Origin of the sequence: Streptomyces viridifaciens, from assembly GCF_001888885.2 — a bacterium.
In the GTDB taxonomy this organism is placed as follows: domain Bacteria; phylum Actinomycetota; class Actinomycetes; order Streptomycetales; family Streptomycetaceae; genus Kitasatospora; species Kitasatospora aureofaciens.
The window spans coordinates 437,831-454,410 of sequence record NZ_CP090841.1; the positions used below are offsets into that span (position 1 = coordinate 437,831).

At 75.5% G+C, this 16,580-nt stretch carries 14 protein-coding genes; 6 read left to right on the forward strand and 8 right to left on the reverse strand.

The genetic code is table 11. From position 1 onward, the window contains the following. Window positions 1-247: 247 nt before the first annotated feature. Window positions 248-1,132, reverse strand: a complete 885-nt coding sequence (locus tag BOQ63_RS09470; protein WP_030289742.1) for an alpha/beta fold hydrolase — start codon at window positions 1,130-1,132, stop codon at window positions 248-250. A 170-nt stretch (window positions 1,133-1,302) separates the two neighbouring features. On the opposite strand from BOQ63_RS09470, the gene BOQ63_RS09475 reads away from it, so the two are divergent. Beyond that, window positions 1,303-3,237 (forward strand): AfsR/SARP family transcriptional regulator, encoded by a 1,935-nt coding sequence (locus BOQ63_RS09475; RefSeq protein ID WP_150475779.1) that lies wholly within the window; start codon window positions 1,303-1,305, stop codon window positions 3,235-3,237. A 141-nt stretch (window positions 3,238-3,378) separates the two neighbouring features. On the opposite strand, the gene BOQ63_RS09480 is transcribed toward BOQ63_RS09475, so the two are convergent. Further along, complete coding sequence (locus BOQ63_RS09480) at window positions 3,379-4,416, reverse strand: aldo/keto reductase (protein ID WP_030554212.1); 1,038 nt, start codon at window positions 4,414-4,416, stop codon at window positions 3,379-3,381. A 126-nt stretch (window positions 4,417-4,542) separates the two neighbouring features. On the opposite strand from BOQ63_RS09480, the gene BOQ63_RS09485 reads away from it, so the two are divergent. Then, on the forward strand, window positions 4,543-5,226 hold the full coding sequence (locus tag BOQ63_RS09485; protein WP_030289745.1) for a TetR/AcrR family transcriptional regulator: 684 nt from the start codon (window positions 4,543-4,545) through the stop codon (window positions 5,224-5,226). Window positions 5,227-5,451: 225 nt separating this feature from the next. Here BOQ63_RS09485 and BOQ63_RS09490 read toward each other — a convergent pair whose 3' ends face one another. Together BOQ63_RS09490 and BOQ63_RS09495 are read right to left on the reverse strand one after the other, a co-directional pair. Further along, the gene (locus tag BOQ63_RS09490) at window positions 5,452-6,507 is read right to left on the reverse strand and encodes a TerD family protein (protein WP_072654051.1); all 1,056 of its coding nucleotides are present in this window, start codon (window positions 6,505-6,507) and stop codon (window positions 5,452-5,454) included. An 82-nt stretch (window positions 6,508-6,589) separates the two neighbouring features. Continuing rightward, on the reverse strand, window positions 6,590-7,786 hold the full coding sequence (locus BOQ63_RS09495) for a cytochrome P450 family protein (RefSeq protein ID WP_030289747.1): 1,197 nt from the start codon (window positions 7,784-7,786) through the stop codon (window positions 6,590-6,592). A gap of 69 nt (window positions 7,787-7,855) precedes the next feature. On the opposite strand from BOQ63_RS09495, the gene BOQ63_RS09500 reads away from it, so the two are divergent. Continuing rightward, entirely contained in the window at window positions 7,856-9,133 is a 1,278-nt protein-coding gene (locus BOQ63_RS09500) for a pyroglutamyl-peptidase I (RefSeq protein ID WP_072654052.1), read from the forward strand. A gap of 177 nt (window positions 9,134-9,310) precedes the next feature. Here BOQ63_RS09500 and BOQ63_RS09505 read toward each other — a convergent pair whose 3' ends face one another. Continuing rightward, on the reverse strand, window positions 9,311-9,796 hold the full coding sequence (locus BOQ63_RS09505; RefSeq protein ID WP_030289749.1) for an inorganic diphosphatase: 486 nt from the start codon (window positions 9,794-9,796) through the stop codon (window positions 9,311-9,313). Between the two features lie 130 nt (window positions 9,797-9,926). Here BOQ63_RS09505 and BOQ63_RS09510 point away from each other — a divergent pair, with 130 nt between their 5' ends. Next, window positions 9,927-10,742 carry a hypothetical protein gene (locus tag BOQ63_RS09510; protein ID WP_191093540.1) on the forward strand — a complete coding sequence of 272 codons (816 nt, stop codon included), beginning with the start codon at window positions 9,927-9,929 and terminating at the stop codon, window positions 10,740-10,742. 8 nt (window positions 10,743-10,750) lie between these two features. Here BOQ63_RS09510 and BOQ63_RS09515 read toward each other — a convergent pair whose 3' ends face one another. The 3 genes from BOQ63_RS09515 to BOQ63_RS09525 form a co-directional block, all read right to left on the reverse strand. Further along, complete coding sequence (locus BOQ63_RS09515) at window positions 10,751-11,185, reverse strand: cupin domain-containing protein (protein ID WP_050366373.1); 435 nt, start codon at window positions 11,183-11,185, stop codon at window positions 10,751-10,753. A gap of 87 nt (window positions 11,186-11,272) precedes the next feature. Then, window positions 11,273-12,004, reverse strand: coding sequence for a Mut7-C RNAse domain-containing protein (locus BOQ63_RS09520; RefSeq protein ID WP_030289752.1), 732 nt, complete (start codon window positions 12,002-12,004; stop codon window positions 11,273-11,275). 63 nt (window positions 12,005-12,067) lie between these two features. Continuing rightward, window positions 12,068-13,321 (reverse strand): MFS transporter, encoded by a 1,254-nt coding sequence (locus BOQ63_RS09525; RefSeq protein ID WP_191093541.1) that lies wholly within the window; start codon window positions 13,319-13,321, stop codon window positions 12,068-12,070. Window positions 13,322-13,672: 351 nt separating this feature from the next. Here BOQ63_RS09525 and BOQ63_RS09530 point away from each other — a divergent pair, with 351 nt between their 5' ends. Beyond that, entirely contained in the window at window positions 13,673-16,099 is a 2,427-nt protein-coding gene (locus tag BOQ63_RS09530; protein ID WP_223885882.1) for a xanthine dehydrogenase family protein molybdopterin-binding subunit, read from the forward strand. Window positions 16,100-16,113: 14 nt separating this feature from the next. Further along, window positions 16,114-16,575, forward strand: coding sequence for a (2Fe-2S)-binding protein (locus BOQ63_RS09535; RefSeq protein ID WP_030289755.1), 462 nt, complete (start codon window positions 16,114-16,116; stop codon window positions 16,573-16,575). Window positions 16,576-16,580 lie beyond the last annotated feature (5 nt).

The window sequence follows — 16,580 nt, forward strand, 5'->3', positions numbered from 1 at the left end:
GACGGCGACGCCGACACCCGGGTCGGTCGCCGGGCCTGGGCGCTGATGGAGGTCGCCCGGCACGCCGCGGCCGTCGGGCACTCCGACCTTGACCTGGTCACCGCCCGCAAGCGGGTCCCCCGAGGTCCTGGAGCCGGTCTTCGACCGGACGGCCACCCGGGGCTGCCTCAGCCGCGACGGCGACCGCCTCCTCCACGCCCAGGCCGGCGCCCGCGCGAAGGACGGCGCCAGGGTCTGGCCGGGCAGGTCAGCGGGCCAGCAGGTCCCGGACGGCCGAGGTGATCTCCTCGGGCGCCTCCTCCGCCATGAAGTGCCCCGCACCGGTCAGCCGGTGGTCCAGGTCCGGCGCCCACGCCCGCCACACCGCGGCGGCGTCGTAACCCAGCTGCGCTCCCCAGTCCTGCTGGACCACCGTCACGGGCATCGCCAGCTGGGACCCGGCGTCCAGATCCGCCTGGTCGTGCCGGACGTCGACGCCCGCCGAGGCCCGGTAGTCCGCGACGATCGAGGCCACCGCGGCGGCGCTCGCCCGCAGGTACTCGGCCCGGACCTCCGGCGGCAGGGCGGCCGGATCGTCCGCCCAGGCGTCGAGGAAGGAACCGAAGAACGCGTCCGCGCTGTTCGCGATCATCGTCTCCGGCAGGCCGGGCGGCTGCGCCATCAGGTACAGGTGGTAGCCGACCGCCGCTGACACCCCGTGCAGGACGTTCCACATGTCGAGCGTCGGTACGACGTCGAGGATGCCCAGGTGGGTGACGGTATCGGGGTGGTCCAGCCCGGCCCGGAAGGCGACCAGGGCGCCCCGGTCGTGGCCTACCAGCGCGAAGCGGTCGTGGCCGAGCGCGGCCGCCAGGGCCACCACGTCGGCGGCCATGGTGCGCTTGGCGTACACCTCGGGGCCGGTCCCGGCCGGCTTGTCGCTGGCGCCGTAGCCCCGCAGGTCGGGGCAGATCACCGTGTGCTCGTCGGCGAGCCGCTCGGCGACGTGCCGCCACATCAGGTGGGTCTGGGGGAAGCCGTGCAGCAGCACGACCGGGCTTCCGCTGCCGTTTCCGCCGACCGCGGCGGTCAGCTGCACCCCGTCCGCGCCGGGCAGGCGGAGGTGGTCGAAGCCGGGGATGGTGGGTGCCATGGGGGGCGTCCTCTCGGGTCTGGGACTGGGCGTCGGCAACCGGGGGCCGGGGCCGGGAGGCTCGGGCCGGAACCGGGGCCGGGAACCGACCCGACCAGCGTGGGCGACCGCGATCAGCAACCGATCAGTGCGGTTCGGCACGGCCCACCCCCGGCACCGAGGATGGGGGCATGCGAATCGACGTGCTCGGAGCCGTACGGGCCCTCCGCGACGACGGCAGCCCGGTGGAGCTGGGCGGCCCCCGCCACCGCGAGGTGCTGGCCCGGCTGGTCGCCGCCGAGGGCCGGATGGTCACCACCGACACCCTCGTCGACGACCTGTGGACCGACCCTCCGGTCCGCGCCGTGGGCGCCCTGCGGACCTTCGTCGCCGCGCTGCGCCGCGCCCTCGAACCCGACCGTCCGCCGCGCGACGCGCCGCGCGTCCTCGTCACCGAGGGCCCTGGCTACGCGCTGCGCCTGCCCCGCGAGGACGTGGACGCCCACCGGTTCCAGGACACCCTGGCCCGCGCCCGGCGCGACCCCGGCGCGGTGGCCGAACTCGGCGCGGTGCTCGCCGCCTGGCGCGGGCCCGCCTATGCCGACGTGCCCGACTCCGCCTGGGCGCAGCGCGAGCGCGCCCGACTGGAGGAGCTGCGGCTGGAGGCGGTGGAACTGCGCGCCCGGATTCTGCTCGACTCCGGGCAGGGGGCCGAGCTCGTCGCCGAGTTGGGCGCCCACGTCGCCGAACACCCGTGGCGCGAGCCGGCCTGGGGCCTGCTCGCCCGTGCGCTGCACCGGGCGGGTCGCCAGGCCGACGCCCTGGCCGTCCTCCGCCGCGCCCGCAGCATGCTCGTCGACCAGCTCGGGCTCGACCCGGGTGCCGAACTCCGGCGCCTGGAGACCGAGATCCTCAACGGCCCCGCGCCCGGCGAGGCCGCCCGCGCCACCTGGGCCGGCCCCGGCGTGCGGCTCGGCCCGCGCACCACCGTGGAGCTGGCCCGCACCCTCGCCCTGGCGGGCGGCGACGCCCTCGTCCACTCCCGGCGCGACCGGCTCGCCGCGATCCGGGCGGCCGAACGCACCGGAGACCTCCTGCTGACCGCCCGGATCATCGGCGCCTACGACGTGCCCGCGCTCTGGAGCCGGGCCGACGACCCCGAACAGTCGCGCGCGGTCGTGGAGGCCGCCGAGCGCACCCTGAGCGCGCTCGGCCCCGACGGGCCCGCCGACCTGTCGGCCCGTCTCCTGGCCACCATCGCCGTCGAGAGCCGCAGCGCCGACCTGTCCGGGGCCGAACCGGTGCGCGCCGGGCGGGCGGCCAGGCAGGCCGAGGCGCTGGCCCGGGGCCTGGCCGATCCCGGCCTGCTGGCCTTCGCCCTCAACGGGGTGTTCCTGCAGTCCTTCGGCCGCCCCGGGCTGGCCCCGGTCCGGGACCGGATCGGCGCCGAGCTGCTCGACCTGGGCGGCCGGCACGGGCTGGCGAACTTCGCCGTACTGGGCCGGCTCGTCCGCCTGCAGTCCGCCTCGGCTCTGGGCGAACTGGACGCCGCGACCGCCCACGCCGAGGCGGCCGACGGGCTCGCCGCCACCACCGAGGCGCCGCTCGTCCCCGTCCTCACCGGGTGGCTCCGCGCCCGGGTCACGGCCGCCCGCAGCACCGAACCCGGCGGGCCGACCGCCGCCACGGCCGCGGCGGAGTACCGCGCCGCCGAGGAGGCCCTCCGGACGGCCGGGATGCCGGGGCTGCACCGCGGGCTCTTCCCGCTCGCCCTGCTGGGGCTGCGCCTGCTGCACGACCGGCCGGCGCCCACCGACCGGCGGCTCGACTGGGGACCGTACCGGCCCTGGACCCGGCCCCTGGTGCTGCTCGCCGAGGACCGGACCGCGGAGGCCCGGGCCGCCCTCGCCGCGGCGCCCGAACCACCGCACGACCACCTCCAGGAGGCCCTGTGGTGCCTGACGGCCCGCGCCGCCGTCCGCCTCGGCGAACGCACCGGCGCCGCCCGGGCCGCGGCCGCCCTGCGCGGCGCCGCCGCAGAGGACGCCGGCGCGGCCAGCGGGATGCTGACGCTGGGCCCGGTGGCGCGGTACCTGGCGGAGGCGGAGGCCTGCGCCGGGAATTGACGGTCGCAGGTTCGGCCGGAGTCGGCGACGGGGCAGCCGCACCTGCTGATGCCCGATCGTGGAGGAGGTCATCGCCTGACCGGGCACCGGACCCCGCGGCGGGCCCACCGGCCGGCGGCAGGTCAACCGGTCGGCGGCGGGTCACCCGGCCAGCGGCGGGTCGAGCCGGGCGAAGCCGGCCTGGCGGCGGTACGGGAAGTACGGGTAGGGCGCGGTACGGGCGCTGGCCGCGTCCAGCCGGGCGACCTGGTCCTCCGTCAGCGACCAGCCGATGGCGCCGAGGTTCTGCCGGAGCTGCTCCTCGTTGCGGGCGCCGATGATGACCGAGGAGACGGTCGGGCGGCGCAGCAGCCAGTTGATGGCCACCTGGGGGACGGTGCGGCCGGTCTCGGCGGCGATCCCGTCCAGGGCGTCGACCACCCGGTACAGCAGCTCGTCCTCGACCGGCGGGCCGTAGTCGGCGGTGTCGTGCAGCCGGCTGCCGGCCGGGAGCGGTTCACCGCGCCGGATCCGGCCGGTGAGGCGGCCCCAGCCGAGCGGGCTCCACACCAGGGCGCCGACGCCCTCCTGCCGGGCGAGCGGCATCAGCTCCCACTCGTAGTCGCGACCGACCAGTGAGTAGTAGACCTGGTGGGCGGCGTAGCGGGGGCGGCCGTGGCGGTCGGCGAGGTCCAGGGACTTCATCAGCTGCCAGCCGGAGAAGTTGGAGACGCCGGTGTAGCGGATCTTGCCCGCGCGGACCAGGTCCTCCAGGGTGGCCAGTACCTCCTCGATCGGGGTGGCGGCGTCGTAGGCGTGCAGTTGGAACAGGTCGAGGTAGTCGGTGCCGAGGCGGCGCAGGGCGTCGTCCACCGACCGGATGAGCCGGGCCCGGGAGGTACCGGCGTCCTGCGGGCCGTCGCCGAGCGGCAGTCCGGCCTTGGTGGAGATCAGCACCCGGTCGCGGCGGCCGCGGACGGCCTGGCCGAGCACCTCTTCGGACGCGCCGTCGGAGTAGACGTCGGCGGTGTCGAAGAGGGTGACCCCCGCGTCGACGGCGATGTCGAGCAGCCGGCGGGCCTCCTGGACGTCGGTGGTGCCCCAGGCGCCGAACAGCGGGCCGCGGCCGCCGAAGGTGCCGGTGCCGAGGCTGAGCGCGGGGACCTTGAGTCCGGATGCGCCGAGCCGGCGGTACTCCATGCCGTTGGATTCCATGGTGGTTGCCATGACAGTTCTCCCCTCGAAGCCCCTAATGGGACTCCCGTTCCGTTAGGATGTCTCGAAGTTAGCAGACTTCGCCCTACTAATGGAACAGGAATCCCGTTAATGGCTGCCGAGCCGGTTGAAGCCGCCGCGTCCGCCGCCCCTGCCGCGCCCGGGACGCCGGGCACGCCCGAGAGACCCGGGACGCCCGGAACCGTCCGCCCGGGGGGCCGCACCGCCCGGGTCCGCGCCGCCGTCCTGCGGGCCGCCGAGGACGCCCTGGTCGAGCACGGCTTCGGCGGCCTCGACCTCGCCGACCTCGCCCAGCGGGCCGAGGTCGGCCGCACCACCGTCTACCGCCGCTGGGGCAGCACCACCGCCCTGGTCGCCGACCTGCTCACCGACATGGCCGAGCAGTCGCTGCCGCGCTCCCGCAGCGGCTCGCTCGCCGAGGACCTCCGGGCCAACGCCCGGCTGGTCCGGCGGACCCTGGCGGACCCTCGGCAGGGCGCGCTGTTCCGGGCCGTCATCGTCGCCGCCAACGGCGATCCGGGGACGGCCGAGGCCCTGCGGCACTTCTACCGGCGCCGGGTGGAGGAATGGGCGCCGTGCGTCACCGAGGCCGTCGAACGCGGCGAACTCCCGCCGGACACCGACCCGTTCGAGGTGATCCGGGCCGTCTCGGCGCCGCTCTACTACCGGATGCTCACCACCGCCGAGCCGCTCGACGAGCCGGCCGCCGACCGCGCCGCGGCCGCCGCCGAGGCCGCCGCCCGGGCGGGGGCGTACCGGCGCCAGGAGCCCTGAACGGGCCCGGCCGCACGGCCGGGTACCGGAACGGCCGCACAACGCGGTTGCGTGGTGCGGCCGTTCGGCATGGGAGGCTCATCGAGCGGGTCGGTCTCGTAGGTCTCCCGCATGTGCTCCAGCGACCTACGGGCAGATGGCGGTCGTCGTCGGCTGACCGGACCGGCCGGAACCGGTACGTCGGTTCCGGCCGTTGGGAGGGAGCAGGAGGAGTGGCGACGACGCTCAGAAGAACGAGTCGTCGTCGTCCTCGTAGTAGTTGTTGACGACCACCTGGGGCTCGTCGTCACTCAGCGCCTCGTTGAGCAGCATGCCGCCGACCAGACCGGCGGCACCGGCGCCGAGCATGGCGCCGGTCCCGAAGCGGCGGCCGCCCTGGTCCTGCTGCTGGGCGGGCACGTGCGGCTGGACCTGCTGCTGCGGGTAGCCCGCCTGCTGCGGGGTGTAGAACGGCGGGACGGTCGTCTGCACCCGCTGGGCACAGGCCGCGCAGGTCTCGACCTGGCGCGGCACGCCCCACTGCGGCTGCCACAGCACCACGGCCGAGCCGACGCCGTGGGTGGGGTCGAAGAAACACGTCACGGGCGAACTCCCTGTAGCTGGCTGGGTCTTCGGAACGGCGGGGACGACGGCGGCGGGCGCTGCCGCCGGCATCGGGGGCAGCGGCGCGGGGGCCGGGGCCGACGCCGGGGCCGAGGGGGCGGCCGGCGCCGGCTGGAGGACGTCGACGCCGAAGTCGGTGGCGATGCCCGCTAGCCCCGAGGCGTAGCCCTGGCCGACGGCGCGGAACTTCCAGTCCGCGCCGTTCCGGTAGAGCTCGCCGAACACCATCGCCGTCTCGCTGCCCGTCTCCGGGGTCACGTCGTAGCGGGCCACCTCGGCGCCGCCGTCCGCGTCGGTCAGCCGGACGTACGCGCCGCGCACCTGCCCGAAGGCCTGCCGGCGCTGCGCCGCATCGTAGATCGCCACCGCGAAGACGACCTTCTGCACGTCGGCCGAGACGTCCGCGAGCCGGACCTCGATCCGCTCCCGGTCCTCGCCCTCGCCGCCCCCGCCGTCGGCGCCGAGGTGACGCACCGCGCCGTCCGGGCTCTGCAGGTTGTTGAAGAAGACGAAGTGCTGGTCCGTGAGGACCTTTCCGGACGCCCCGCAGAGCAGGGCGCTGGCGTCCAGGTCGTACCCGGGGCCGGCCGTCCAGCCGAGGCAGACCCGGACGGACCGCACGCCGGGCGCCTGCCGGTTCAGGGAGACGTTGCCGCCCTTCGTCAGGGCCACACTCATGGGGTTTCCTCCACCACCGTCCGAATCACGCTGTTCGACCACGACAACGCTGTAGATGCCACACCGGTTCCCGGGACCTCGATCAGAAGCGGACGGGGAGTTCCAGCAGGCCACGGGCCCTCATGGTGGGCCGGTGGCGCAGTTGCTCGGCCGGGACGCCCAGGGCCAGCGCGGGGAAGCGGCGCAGCAGGGCGGTGATCGCGAGCGCCGTCTCCATCCGCGCCAGCGGGGCGCCCAGGCAGTAGTGGATGCCGTGGCCGAGCGCGAGGTGGCCGTTCTCCCTGCGGCGCAGGTCGAGCCGGTCGGGCTCGCCGAACTGCTCGGGGTCGCGGTTGGCGGAGGCGAGCGAGAGCAGCACCGTCTCCCCCGCCGGGACGGTGACGCCGCCGATGGTGACGTCCTCGCGCGGGAAGCGGCGGATGGCCAGCGGGGCAGGTCCGTCGAAGCGGGCGAACTCCTCGACTGCTCCCGCGACCAGCTCCGGTTCGGCGCGCAGCGTGGCGAGCTGCTCGGGGTGGGTGAGCAGGGCGAGCACGGCGTTGGCGATCAGGTGGACGGTGTTCTCGTAGCCCGCGAAGAGGATGAGGAAGGCGAGCGAGGTCAGTTCCTCCTCGCTCAGCCGGTCCTGCTCGTCCCGGACGGCGATCAGGTCGGAGAGCAGGTCGTCGGCCGGCTCGGCGCGCTTGCGCCCGATCAGGCCGGTGAAGAAGGCGAGCATCGCCCTGACGGCGTCGCGGGCCTGCTCGGGGCGGTCCGGGTCCGGGGTGATCAGGGTGTCGGTCCAGGCCCGGAAGTCGTGCCGGTCGTCCTCGGGGACGCCGAGCAGGTCGCAGATGACGGTGATCGGAAGCGGCGCGGCGTAGCGCGCGAGCAGGTCGACGCGGCGGCTGGGCCCGGCGGTGTCCTCGACGGCGTCGAGGAGTTGCTCGGCGACGCGCTCGATCGGCGCGCGCAGGGCGGCCATCCGGCGCGGGGTGAAGGCCTGGGCGACCAGGCGGCGGATCCGGGTGTGGTCCGGCGGGTCCATGTTGAGAAGGTTGGCGTCCAGGGCGGGCGGCAGCGCGAAGCCCCGGTAGTTGCCGGGCGCGGCGTGCGCCCTGTCGAGGGCGAGGCGCGGGTCGGCGAGGGCCTGGCGGACGTCCGGGTAGCGGGTCACCAGCCAGACGGGCAGCCCGTCCGGGCCGACGATCCGCTGGACGGGCGCCTCGGCGCGCAGTTCGGCGTAGGTGCCGTAGGGGTCGATGAGCAGGGACTTCACGGTCGGGTCGAGGGGTGTCACCCGGTCAGCCTACGGGGCGCGGGCAGGCACCCTGGCGGGGCGTCAGTGCCGTACCTATTGTCGGAGTCCATGACAAACATTCGCCGTGCCGCCACCCTGGCCACCGCCCTCGCCGGAACCCTCGCCGCCTTGCTCGCCCCGGCCGCCGCCCAGGCCGCACCGGCCGGCTGCCGAACCGTCACCACAGCGTCGCCGGACGCCGAACAGGCCCGCCTCCAGGACGCCCGGACCTCCGTCTTCACCGAGCGCTCCGGCCTGGACGACCTGCTCCACGGCTTCCCCGCCGCGCTCTGCTCCGCCCACACCGCCCACCGCGCCCAGCGGGTGGTGGACGCCTGGGGCCGCAAACTCTGGCGGGCCGGCCTCGACCGCGCCCAGGGCCGCCGGCCCGCCGGCGAGCTGCCCGCCCTCGACGACCGCCCGCTGTACTGGACCCGGCTCGCCATGACCGTCCAACTCGCCCGCTGGCAGCCGGGGTTCGGCGTCGACCGGGCGGAACTCCGGGCCCGCTTCGAGGACGCCTCCCGCGGCCTGGACGACGGCTTCGACGAGTCCGGCCCGGACTCCGCCTCCGGCATCCGGCGGATCTTCATCAGCGGCTTCGACCCGTACGGCCTGGACACCGAGCCGCGCCGCGCCAACCCCTCCGGCGCGGCCGTCCTCCAACTGGACGGCCGGCGGATCACCCTCGCCGACGGCAGCACCGCCGAGGTGCGGGCGGTCGTCCTGCCGGTGCGCTACGGGGACTTCGACGAGGGCATCGTGGAACGCGCCTTCGGCCCCCACCTGCGGCCCGGCGGCCCGCAGTCCGCCGACCTGATCACCAGCATCAGCCAGGGCTACCCCGGCACGTTCACCCTGGAGGCCTGGGCCGGGCGCGCCCGCTCCGCCGACCCGGCCACCGACAACGTCGGCGCGCTCTCCGGCGGCACCGCCTTCCACCCGGTGGACGCCCCGGGCCTGGCCGCCGGCCCGCAGTTCATCCGCACCACCCTGCCCGCCGATGCCATGACGGCCGTCCAGCAGCCCTACCCCGTCCTGCTGAACACCCCGGTCGTCGAGATCCCCGCCGGCGCCACCGCCCCGGTCCAGCGCACCGACGGGCCCACCCCCGGCTCCCGCGCCGTGGCCGGAGGCGGCGGGGGCTACCTCTCCAACGAGGTCGCCTACCGCTCCAACCGGCTGCGCCTCGACCTCGCCCCCGACCTGCCCGGCGGCCACCTCCACACCCCTGTCCTCGACGGCCTGCCGGACCAGCAGGACCAGGTCACCTCACCGGAGTTCGAGCACAACGAGGCCGCGATCTCCGACGAGGTCGGCGCGATCCTGCGCAGCGCGCGGCTCTGAACAGCGCACGGCTCTGAACAGCGCGGGGCTCTGAACTGCGCGGGGCTCTGAGCAACGGCGGCACGGCCGGCAGCCAACCGGCTCCGCGGCGGCCCGCCCCACGGGTACCGGCGGTCCGGCCCGCCGGATCCTGGTGGGCCGGGCCACCGGACCGGATCCGCCGCACCGGGCACACCTTCAGGCCGGGCGGGCGAAGCGGGTGCCCGTCGCTCGGGCGCGGGATTCGGCGATCTCGGTGCCGGCCGCCTCGCGGCCGGCCCAGTGCGAGCCCTCGACGGACTTGCCGCGTTCGAGGTCCTTGTACACCTGGAAGAAGTGGGTGATCTCCAGCAGGTCGTACTCGCGCAGGTCGCCGATGTCCCGCAGGGCGGCGTAGCGCGGGTCGTGGGCCGGCACACAGAGGATCTTCTGGTCCGGGCCGCGCTCGTCGCGCATCACCCACATGCCGACCGCCCGGCAGGTGAGCACGCAGCCCGGCACGGCGGGCTCGCCGCCGAGGACGAGGGCGTCCAGCGGCTCGCCGTCGCCGCCCAGGGTGCCCTCGACGTAGCCGTAGTCCGCGGGGTAGCGGGTGGCCGTGAAGAGCGTGCGGTCGAGGCGGATCCGGCCCGCGTCGAAGTCCATCACGTACTTGTTCCGCGACCCCTGCGGGATCTCGATCATCACCTCGAACTCGGCGGGTTCCACCGGTGGCCTCCTCCTCGGCTCCTGGGGAGATTGTCCGCCGTCGGGGCTCCCCCGGCACCGTCGAAACGGCCCCCGCGGTTCACGGTCAACCGCTAGCATCCGGGTCATGGGGAGTTGGCGGGTCACGGTCATGCACCACCATCGCACGCCCGGCGGACGTCCGCAGGGCCGCCCGGAGGGGCCGCTGGCCCGGCGGGACGGCTGGGAGGTGCACGGCCGGGACGGCGAGCTCAGCTGCGTCGACCCGAGCGGTCTGGTCCGCTGGCGGCAGCCCTGCCCCGGGCGGCCGAACGCGGCGCACATCTCCGCCGGCCGGGTGCTGGTCACCACCGACTCCTTCGAGTACACCACCCGGGGCCACCTCGGTCCGGCCCTGCTGCTGGACCTCGCCGACGGCGCTCCGGTCGCCGAGCTGCGCGGCGAGCGCGGCGCGGCGGTCGGCGGCGGGCGGTTCGTCCTCGGCCTGGAGGGCTACGGCGCCTTCGACACCTGGGCCCACGACCGGGACGGCGCGGTGGTCGACTCCTGGCGCAGCTACGGCCACTACGTGGTCGGCGACGGCCTGCGCGTGGTCGAGACGGACCGCCGCCGCCCCACCGGCAGCCGGGTGGTGCGGCTGCTGCCCGGCGGAGCGGTCGAGCGCGGCCCGCTGCTGACCGACCCCCAGGCACCGGAGCCGCTGGCCCTGCCCGATGGCACCCTGCTGGTCCTGGACGCGGGGGTGCTGCGCGCCGTCGGGCGGGAGCTGGACGACGCCGTGCTCGCCGAACTGCTCCCGCTGGCCCCGGAGGAGCAGCACCGTTTCACCGGTGGGCTGCGCCGGACGGCCGAGGGCCTGAACGCGACGCTCGTCGAGCGCCACCCGACCCGGATGGGCAGCTACACCACCCACACCTGGGTGCTCGGCCTGGTCGGGCTCTGACCACCCGCTCAGCGGACGGTCGCCCTCCAGGGGCCCTGCTCGGGGCGCGCCTCGGTGTCGGTGCCCGGCCAGGGCGGCATGGTGACGGCGGTGATCCGCAGGGGCCCGTCGGTGTCAGGGTCGGCCCGGAACTGGAAGGCGGTGCCCAGCGGGATCGACGCCGCGGTTCCGGGCGTGAGCCGGAGGGTCTCCTCCCGGCCGTCCTGGCGGCGCCACAGTTCGCCGCTGCCCGCGGTGACCTGCCACAGCTCCTGCACGGTGGCGTGCGACACCGCGCGGGTGACCTGCCCGGGGGCGAGCTCGAAGACCGCGAGGCTGCCCAGACCGTCCAGCACCAGCAGCGGGCGGACCGCGGCGCCGTCCGGGGCGGTCACCACCGGGGCGTCAGCGGTCCCGGCGCTCTCGAAGGGTCGGTGGACAGGCGGTACGGGGTGTTCGTTCATCCGACGACCCGGCCTCTCGTGTGACGGAGTTCCTCACTCCCCGAGGCTGTTGCTCCCCTGGCTGCCACTACCCCGGAGCGCCCCGGACTACCCCGGGACGCCCCCGAACTCGCGCACGGCCTCGGTCACGATGGATTCCAGACGGGCGTGGTGGGCGCCGCGCCAGTAGGCCTGGCCGCAGTCGGCGCACTGGGCGAAGGCGTCGTAGGAGCGCTCGGTGCCGTCGTGGAGCTGCTCACGCACGGTGGTCTTGCTCACCGTACGCAGCGTGCCGTTGCAGGTGGTGCAGCGGCTCCAGGGTGCGAGCGGCGGGGCGAAACGGGAGAGCACGTCGCGCAGTTGCTCGGCGGGGCGGTGGCTGTAGACGTAGGCGCCGGCCCACAGTTCGCGGCGGCGCAGCAGGCCGCGGTCGCGGGAGAGCATGACGCGCTGCTCGGCGGCGGAGCGGGCGGCCAGGGCGGCGTCGCCGATGTCCGGGTTCTCGTACGCGGCGTCCACACCGAGCAGGCGCAGGCGGCGGGCGAGGGTGCCGAGGTGGACGTCCAGCAGGAAGCGCGGCGGGGCGGGCGAGGGCTGCGGACGGGCCACCGCCTCGACGCTGACGTGCTCGGTGTCGGCCGGGACGTGCGAGTCGCGTACGGGCCGGCCGTCCACCAGCAGGGCGCCGACCTCGGTGAGCGGGACGCCCAGGGACTCGACCACGTGGCCGAGGGTGGAGGTGCCGTCGGTGCGCAGCGCCGTACGGCCGGCCCGCCGGGGCGCGGAGACGAAGAGGTGCAGCTCAGGGGCGAAGTCGAGCCAGATCTGGGGTCGGTCCACGCGGCCAGCATGCCAGCGGGGGGCGGGCCGGGGCCACCGGTTTCCGGGGCCGTCCCGTGCGGCCTACGCGGCGGGCACGACCGGGGCGGGCGCCGACCGGCGGTCGCGTGCCGCCCAGCGGGCGACCGGGCCCATCGCGTACCCGGCGGCGAGGAACACCCCGCCCAGCACCAGCCAGCCCGCGAGCCCGCCCTCCAGCAGCAGCGCGGTGAGCAGCAGCGGCCCGAGGGTGCGGGCGACGGCGACGCCGGTGCCGAAGAAGCCCTGGTACTGGCCGATCCGCTCGGGCGGGGCGAGGTCGAAGCCGAGCTGCCAGGAGCCGGCCGACTGCCGCATCTCGCCGGCCACCTGGAGGACGGCCGCGACCACCAGCAGCGCGCCGAACGCCCACACAGGGACGTCCAGGGCGGAGAGTCCGCAGACCACGCAGGAGGCGAGCAGCAGCACCCCGGAGGCGCGCACCGCCCGGACCGCGGAGTCCAGTCCGCTGACGTCGCGGGCGGCCCGGACCTGGAAGGCCAGCACGGCCAGGGTGTTGAGCACGAAGAGCACCGAGCCCAGCCAGCCGAGGCCGGAGGCGCGCTGGGCGATCCACAGCGGCAGGATCAGGCTGAGCAGCGGCATCCGCAGCAGCAGCACGGTGTTGACCAGGGTGACGGCGGCGTAGCGGCGGTCGCGCAGTACGGCCAGGCGCGGGCCGGTGCCCGACTCCTGCGGCGCGGGCGGGACTTCGGGCAGCCGTCGGAGGACCAGTGCGCCTGCCAGGAAGCCGAGGGCGGTGACGGCGAAGGCGCCGAGGTAGGCGGTCCGGGTGCCGACGGTCAGCGCGATGCCGCCGATGGCGGCGCCAACGGCCAGGCCGCCGTTGAGGGTTGACTGCAGGTGGGCGAGCAGTCCGGTCCGTTCGGCGCGCGGCACCAGGCCGGCGACCAGGGCCTGCCGGGCGGCGGTGAGGCCGGACTGCGCGGTGGCGTAGAGGCAGACGGCGAGCAGGAACAGCGCGTAGGAGCGCACCACCAGGAGGGCGGCGACCACGGCGGCCGTGCCGAGCGCGAGGGCCACCGCGGTGCGGCGAGGGCCGCGCCGGTCGGCGAGGTGGCCGAGCGGGACGCCCGCCAGCGAGCCGAGCGCCCAGGCGATCGCCAGGCCGAGGCCGAGGGCGGTCGGGGACATCCCGACGACGCGGGTGAAGTAGAGCGCGGAGCAGGTGTAGTAGGCGCCGTCGCCCACCGAACTCGCCAACTGCGCTGCGGCCAGGGTGCGCTGGGGACCGGCGGGGGGCAGCAGGGTGAAGCCTGCGGCGCTCTGGTTCGGCACTTCTCTCCTGTCGGACGGTCGGCGCGCGAGCCGGGGGGTTCACGACCCTCCGGGCGGCTCTCAGCGGGGCACCGCCCAGCCTAGGGGCGGAATGGACCGGCTGACAGGTCCATTGATCTTGAATCTTCCCGGGCCACTTGCACGCCGCCCGGCGCCCGTCGCCGCACCGCCGGGCGATCCGTGAACTCCCGTACGACGGGAGCCCGTTGCCCCGGGAGCGCAGTCCCGGACCGCTCTCCCCGCCCGCCCGAGGCGCCGTCCGTACCCGCTCCGACGCCGTCACCCCAAGCGGACGCAAGCCCTCCACCACCCTCCCGGCGGGCCAGGATTGGTCATGTTGACCCGTCAGTAGTGCCCTCCTATGCTCAACGGCGTTCGCGATCCGGCACCGGGGCCGGGGCCGTCCGTGCCCGCCCGATCCGGCGCCGCCTCCGGCTCGAAGGGCTTCCTCCCATCAGCACCTCCATCGCCCCCTCGGACTCCGCCGACAACCCGGGCGACAGCGGACGGCCGGCCGCCGCCCCCGACGGCCCGGCGGCCCACGACGACCCGGCCGTCCCCGCCGGGTCCACCGGCCGCCGCCGCTTCCTCACCTACCTGCTGGCCGCTCCGACCCTCACCGTCGCCGCCCGGCTCGGCCTCGACGCCGCCGCGCCGGCCTCCGCGCAGGCCGCCGTCCGCGCCGCCGCGGCCGCCCAGGACGCTTCCGCGCCCCCGCAGTTGCTCGGCCTGCCGGGCATCCCGGACGTCCTCGACCTCGGCGACGCGATGATCCTGGCCGGGCTGCCCACCGCGCACCTGCTGGTGCTGGAAATCACCCCCGCCGGGCGTGCCGCGCTCCACCTGCCCCGGCTGGAGGTCGGCCAGGGCCTGACCACGGCGATCGCCATGCTGGTCGCCGACGAGCTCGACGCCGAGCTCACCGACGTGGACGTGCCGCTCTCCGACGGACGCCCCGAACTGCTCTTCAACCAGCTCACCGGGGGCTCCAACTCGGTGCGCTCGCTGTACGACCCGGTGCGCGCCGCGGCCGCCGCCGCCCGCGCCCGGCTGGTCACCGCCGCCGCCCACCGCTGGAACGTTCCGGCGAGCGGACTGCGCACCGCCGGCTCCGCCGTCCTGGCCCCCGACGGCCGCCGCCTCGGCTTCGGTGAACTCGCCGCCGACGCCGCCTCGGTGGTCGTACCGGCCGTGCCCGCCACCCCCAAGCCGGCCGACCAGCGCCGCCTGGTGGGCAGGCCGACCGGACGCATCGACGCCCGCGACATCGTCACGGGGCGCGCCGAGTACGCCGGGGACCTGCAGATCCCCGGCGCCGCGCCCACCGTGGTCGCCCGACCGACCACCGTCAACGGCACCCTCAAGTCCCTGGACGCCTCCGTCGCCCGCGCCATGCCCGGCGTGCTCGCCGTGGTGCAGATCCCCAGCGGCGTCGCCGTCCTCGCCGAGACCTTCGACCAGGCGCTCAAGGCCCGCGACGCGCTGCGCACCACCTGGACGCCCGGCCCGGTCGCCGACCTGTCCGACGCCGACGTCCGGGCGAAGCTGCGGGCCGCCCACGCACCGTTCCTGCTGCCGCCGCTGCTCACCCCGTACCTGGACGGCGAGTTCGACTTCGCCTTCGTCAACCACGCCCCGATGGAGGTGCTCACCGCCGTCGCCGACGTGCGGCCGGGCCGCGCCGAGCTGTGGTTCGCCGCGCAGAGCCCGATCATCGCCCAGCAGACCATCGCCGCCGAACTCGGCCTGCCGCAGAGCGCCGTGACCGTCCACGTGGTGCGCGGCGGCGGCTCCTTCGGACGCAGGCTGTTCTTCGACGCCGCCCTGGAGGCCGCCCAGATCTCCAAGGCCGCAGGCCGGCCGGTCAAGCTGATGTGGACCCGCAACGACGACATGCGCCACGGCCGGATGCGCCCCGCCAGCCACCACCGGATCCGCGCCACCTACGGTCTCGGCCAGGTGCTCACCTGGGAACACCGCGCCGCGACCGTCCGGACCGACCTCTCGCACGGGCTCGGCGAGGCGCTCACCGGCGCCGGTTTCAACCTCTCCGTCGCCGGGATCAGCCTCGCCCAGGCCTTCTTCCTGCTCACCGAGAAGAACCCGTACAACGTCGGCATCCCCACCCAGCTGCTCGCCGAGCTGCCGCTGCAGCTGCACACCGGCAGCTGGCGCTCGGTCTACTCGGGCACGGTCCGGGTCGCCGACGAGATCATGATGGACGAACTCGCCCGCCGGATGGGCCAGGACGAGGTCGCCTTCCGCCGCGCCCGGCTGCGCGACGCCGCCGGGCGGGCGCTGCTGGACACCGTCGCCAAGGCTGGCGACTGGGGCCGCCCGATGCCGGCCGGCCAGGCCCAGGGCGTCGGCTACCACGAAGAGAACGGCGGCCGGGTCGCCTACCTGGTCGAACTCGACGCCACCGACCGCGCCAACCCCCGGGTCATCAAGGCCGTCATCGCCGCCGACGTCGGCCAGGTCATCAACCCCCGCGGCCTGGAGGCCCAGCTGACCGGCGCCCTGAGCGACGGCATCTCGGTGATCCTCCTGGCCGGCAACCACCTGGACAACGGCACGTTCCGGGAGGGGAGTTACGCCGACTTCCACTACGCCCGGCAGCGCAACACCCCGCCCACGGTCGAGATCCACCTGATGCCGCCGAGCGGAGCTCCGGGCGGCGCCGGCGAGTTGGGCGTCCCCGCGGCCTCCGCCGCGGTCGCCAACGCCTACGCCCGGGCCACCGGCACCAGCCCGCGCTCCTTCCCGATCAACTTCTGAGGAGTTCGACTCCCATGCCCACCCACACCTTCGTCCTCAACGGGCGGTCCGTGACCGTCGACGCACCGGACGACATGCCGCTGCTCTGGGTCCTCCGCGACAAGCTCGGCGTCACCGGCCCCAAGTACGGCTGCGGAGTGGGCGTCTGCCGGGCCTGCACCAGCCACCTCGACGGCCAGGAGTTCCAGCCCTGCACCCACTCCGTCAAGGACTGCGCGGGCCGCACCGTCACCACCATCGAGGGCCTCGCCGACGGCGACACCCTCCACCCGGTGCAGGAGGCCTGGATCGACTGCGACGTCGCCCAGTGCGGCTTCTGCCAGCCGGGCCAGATCATGACGGCCGTCGCCCTGCTGCGCCGCACGCCCGACCCGACGGACGCGGACATCGACCAGATCCAGAACATCTGCCGCTGCGGCAGCTACCCGCGCATCCGCGAGGCGATCAAGCGCGCGGCGTCGGGCGGAAACCCCTGAACAGG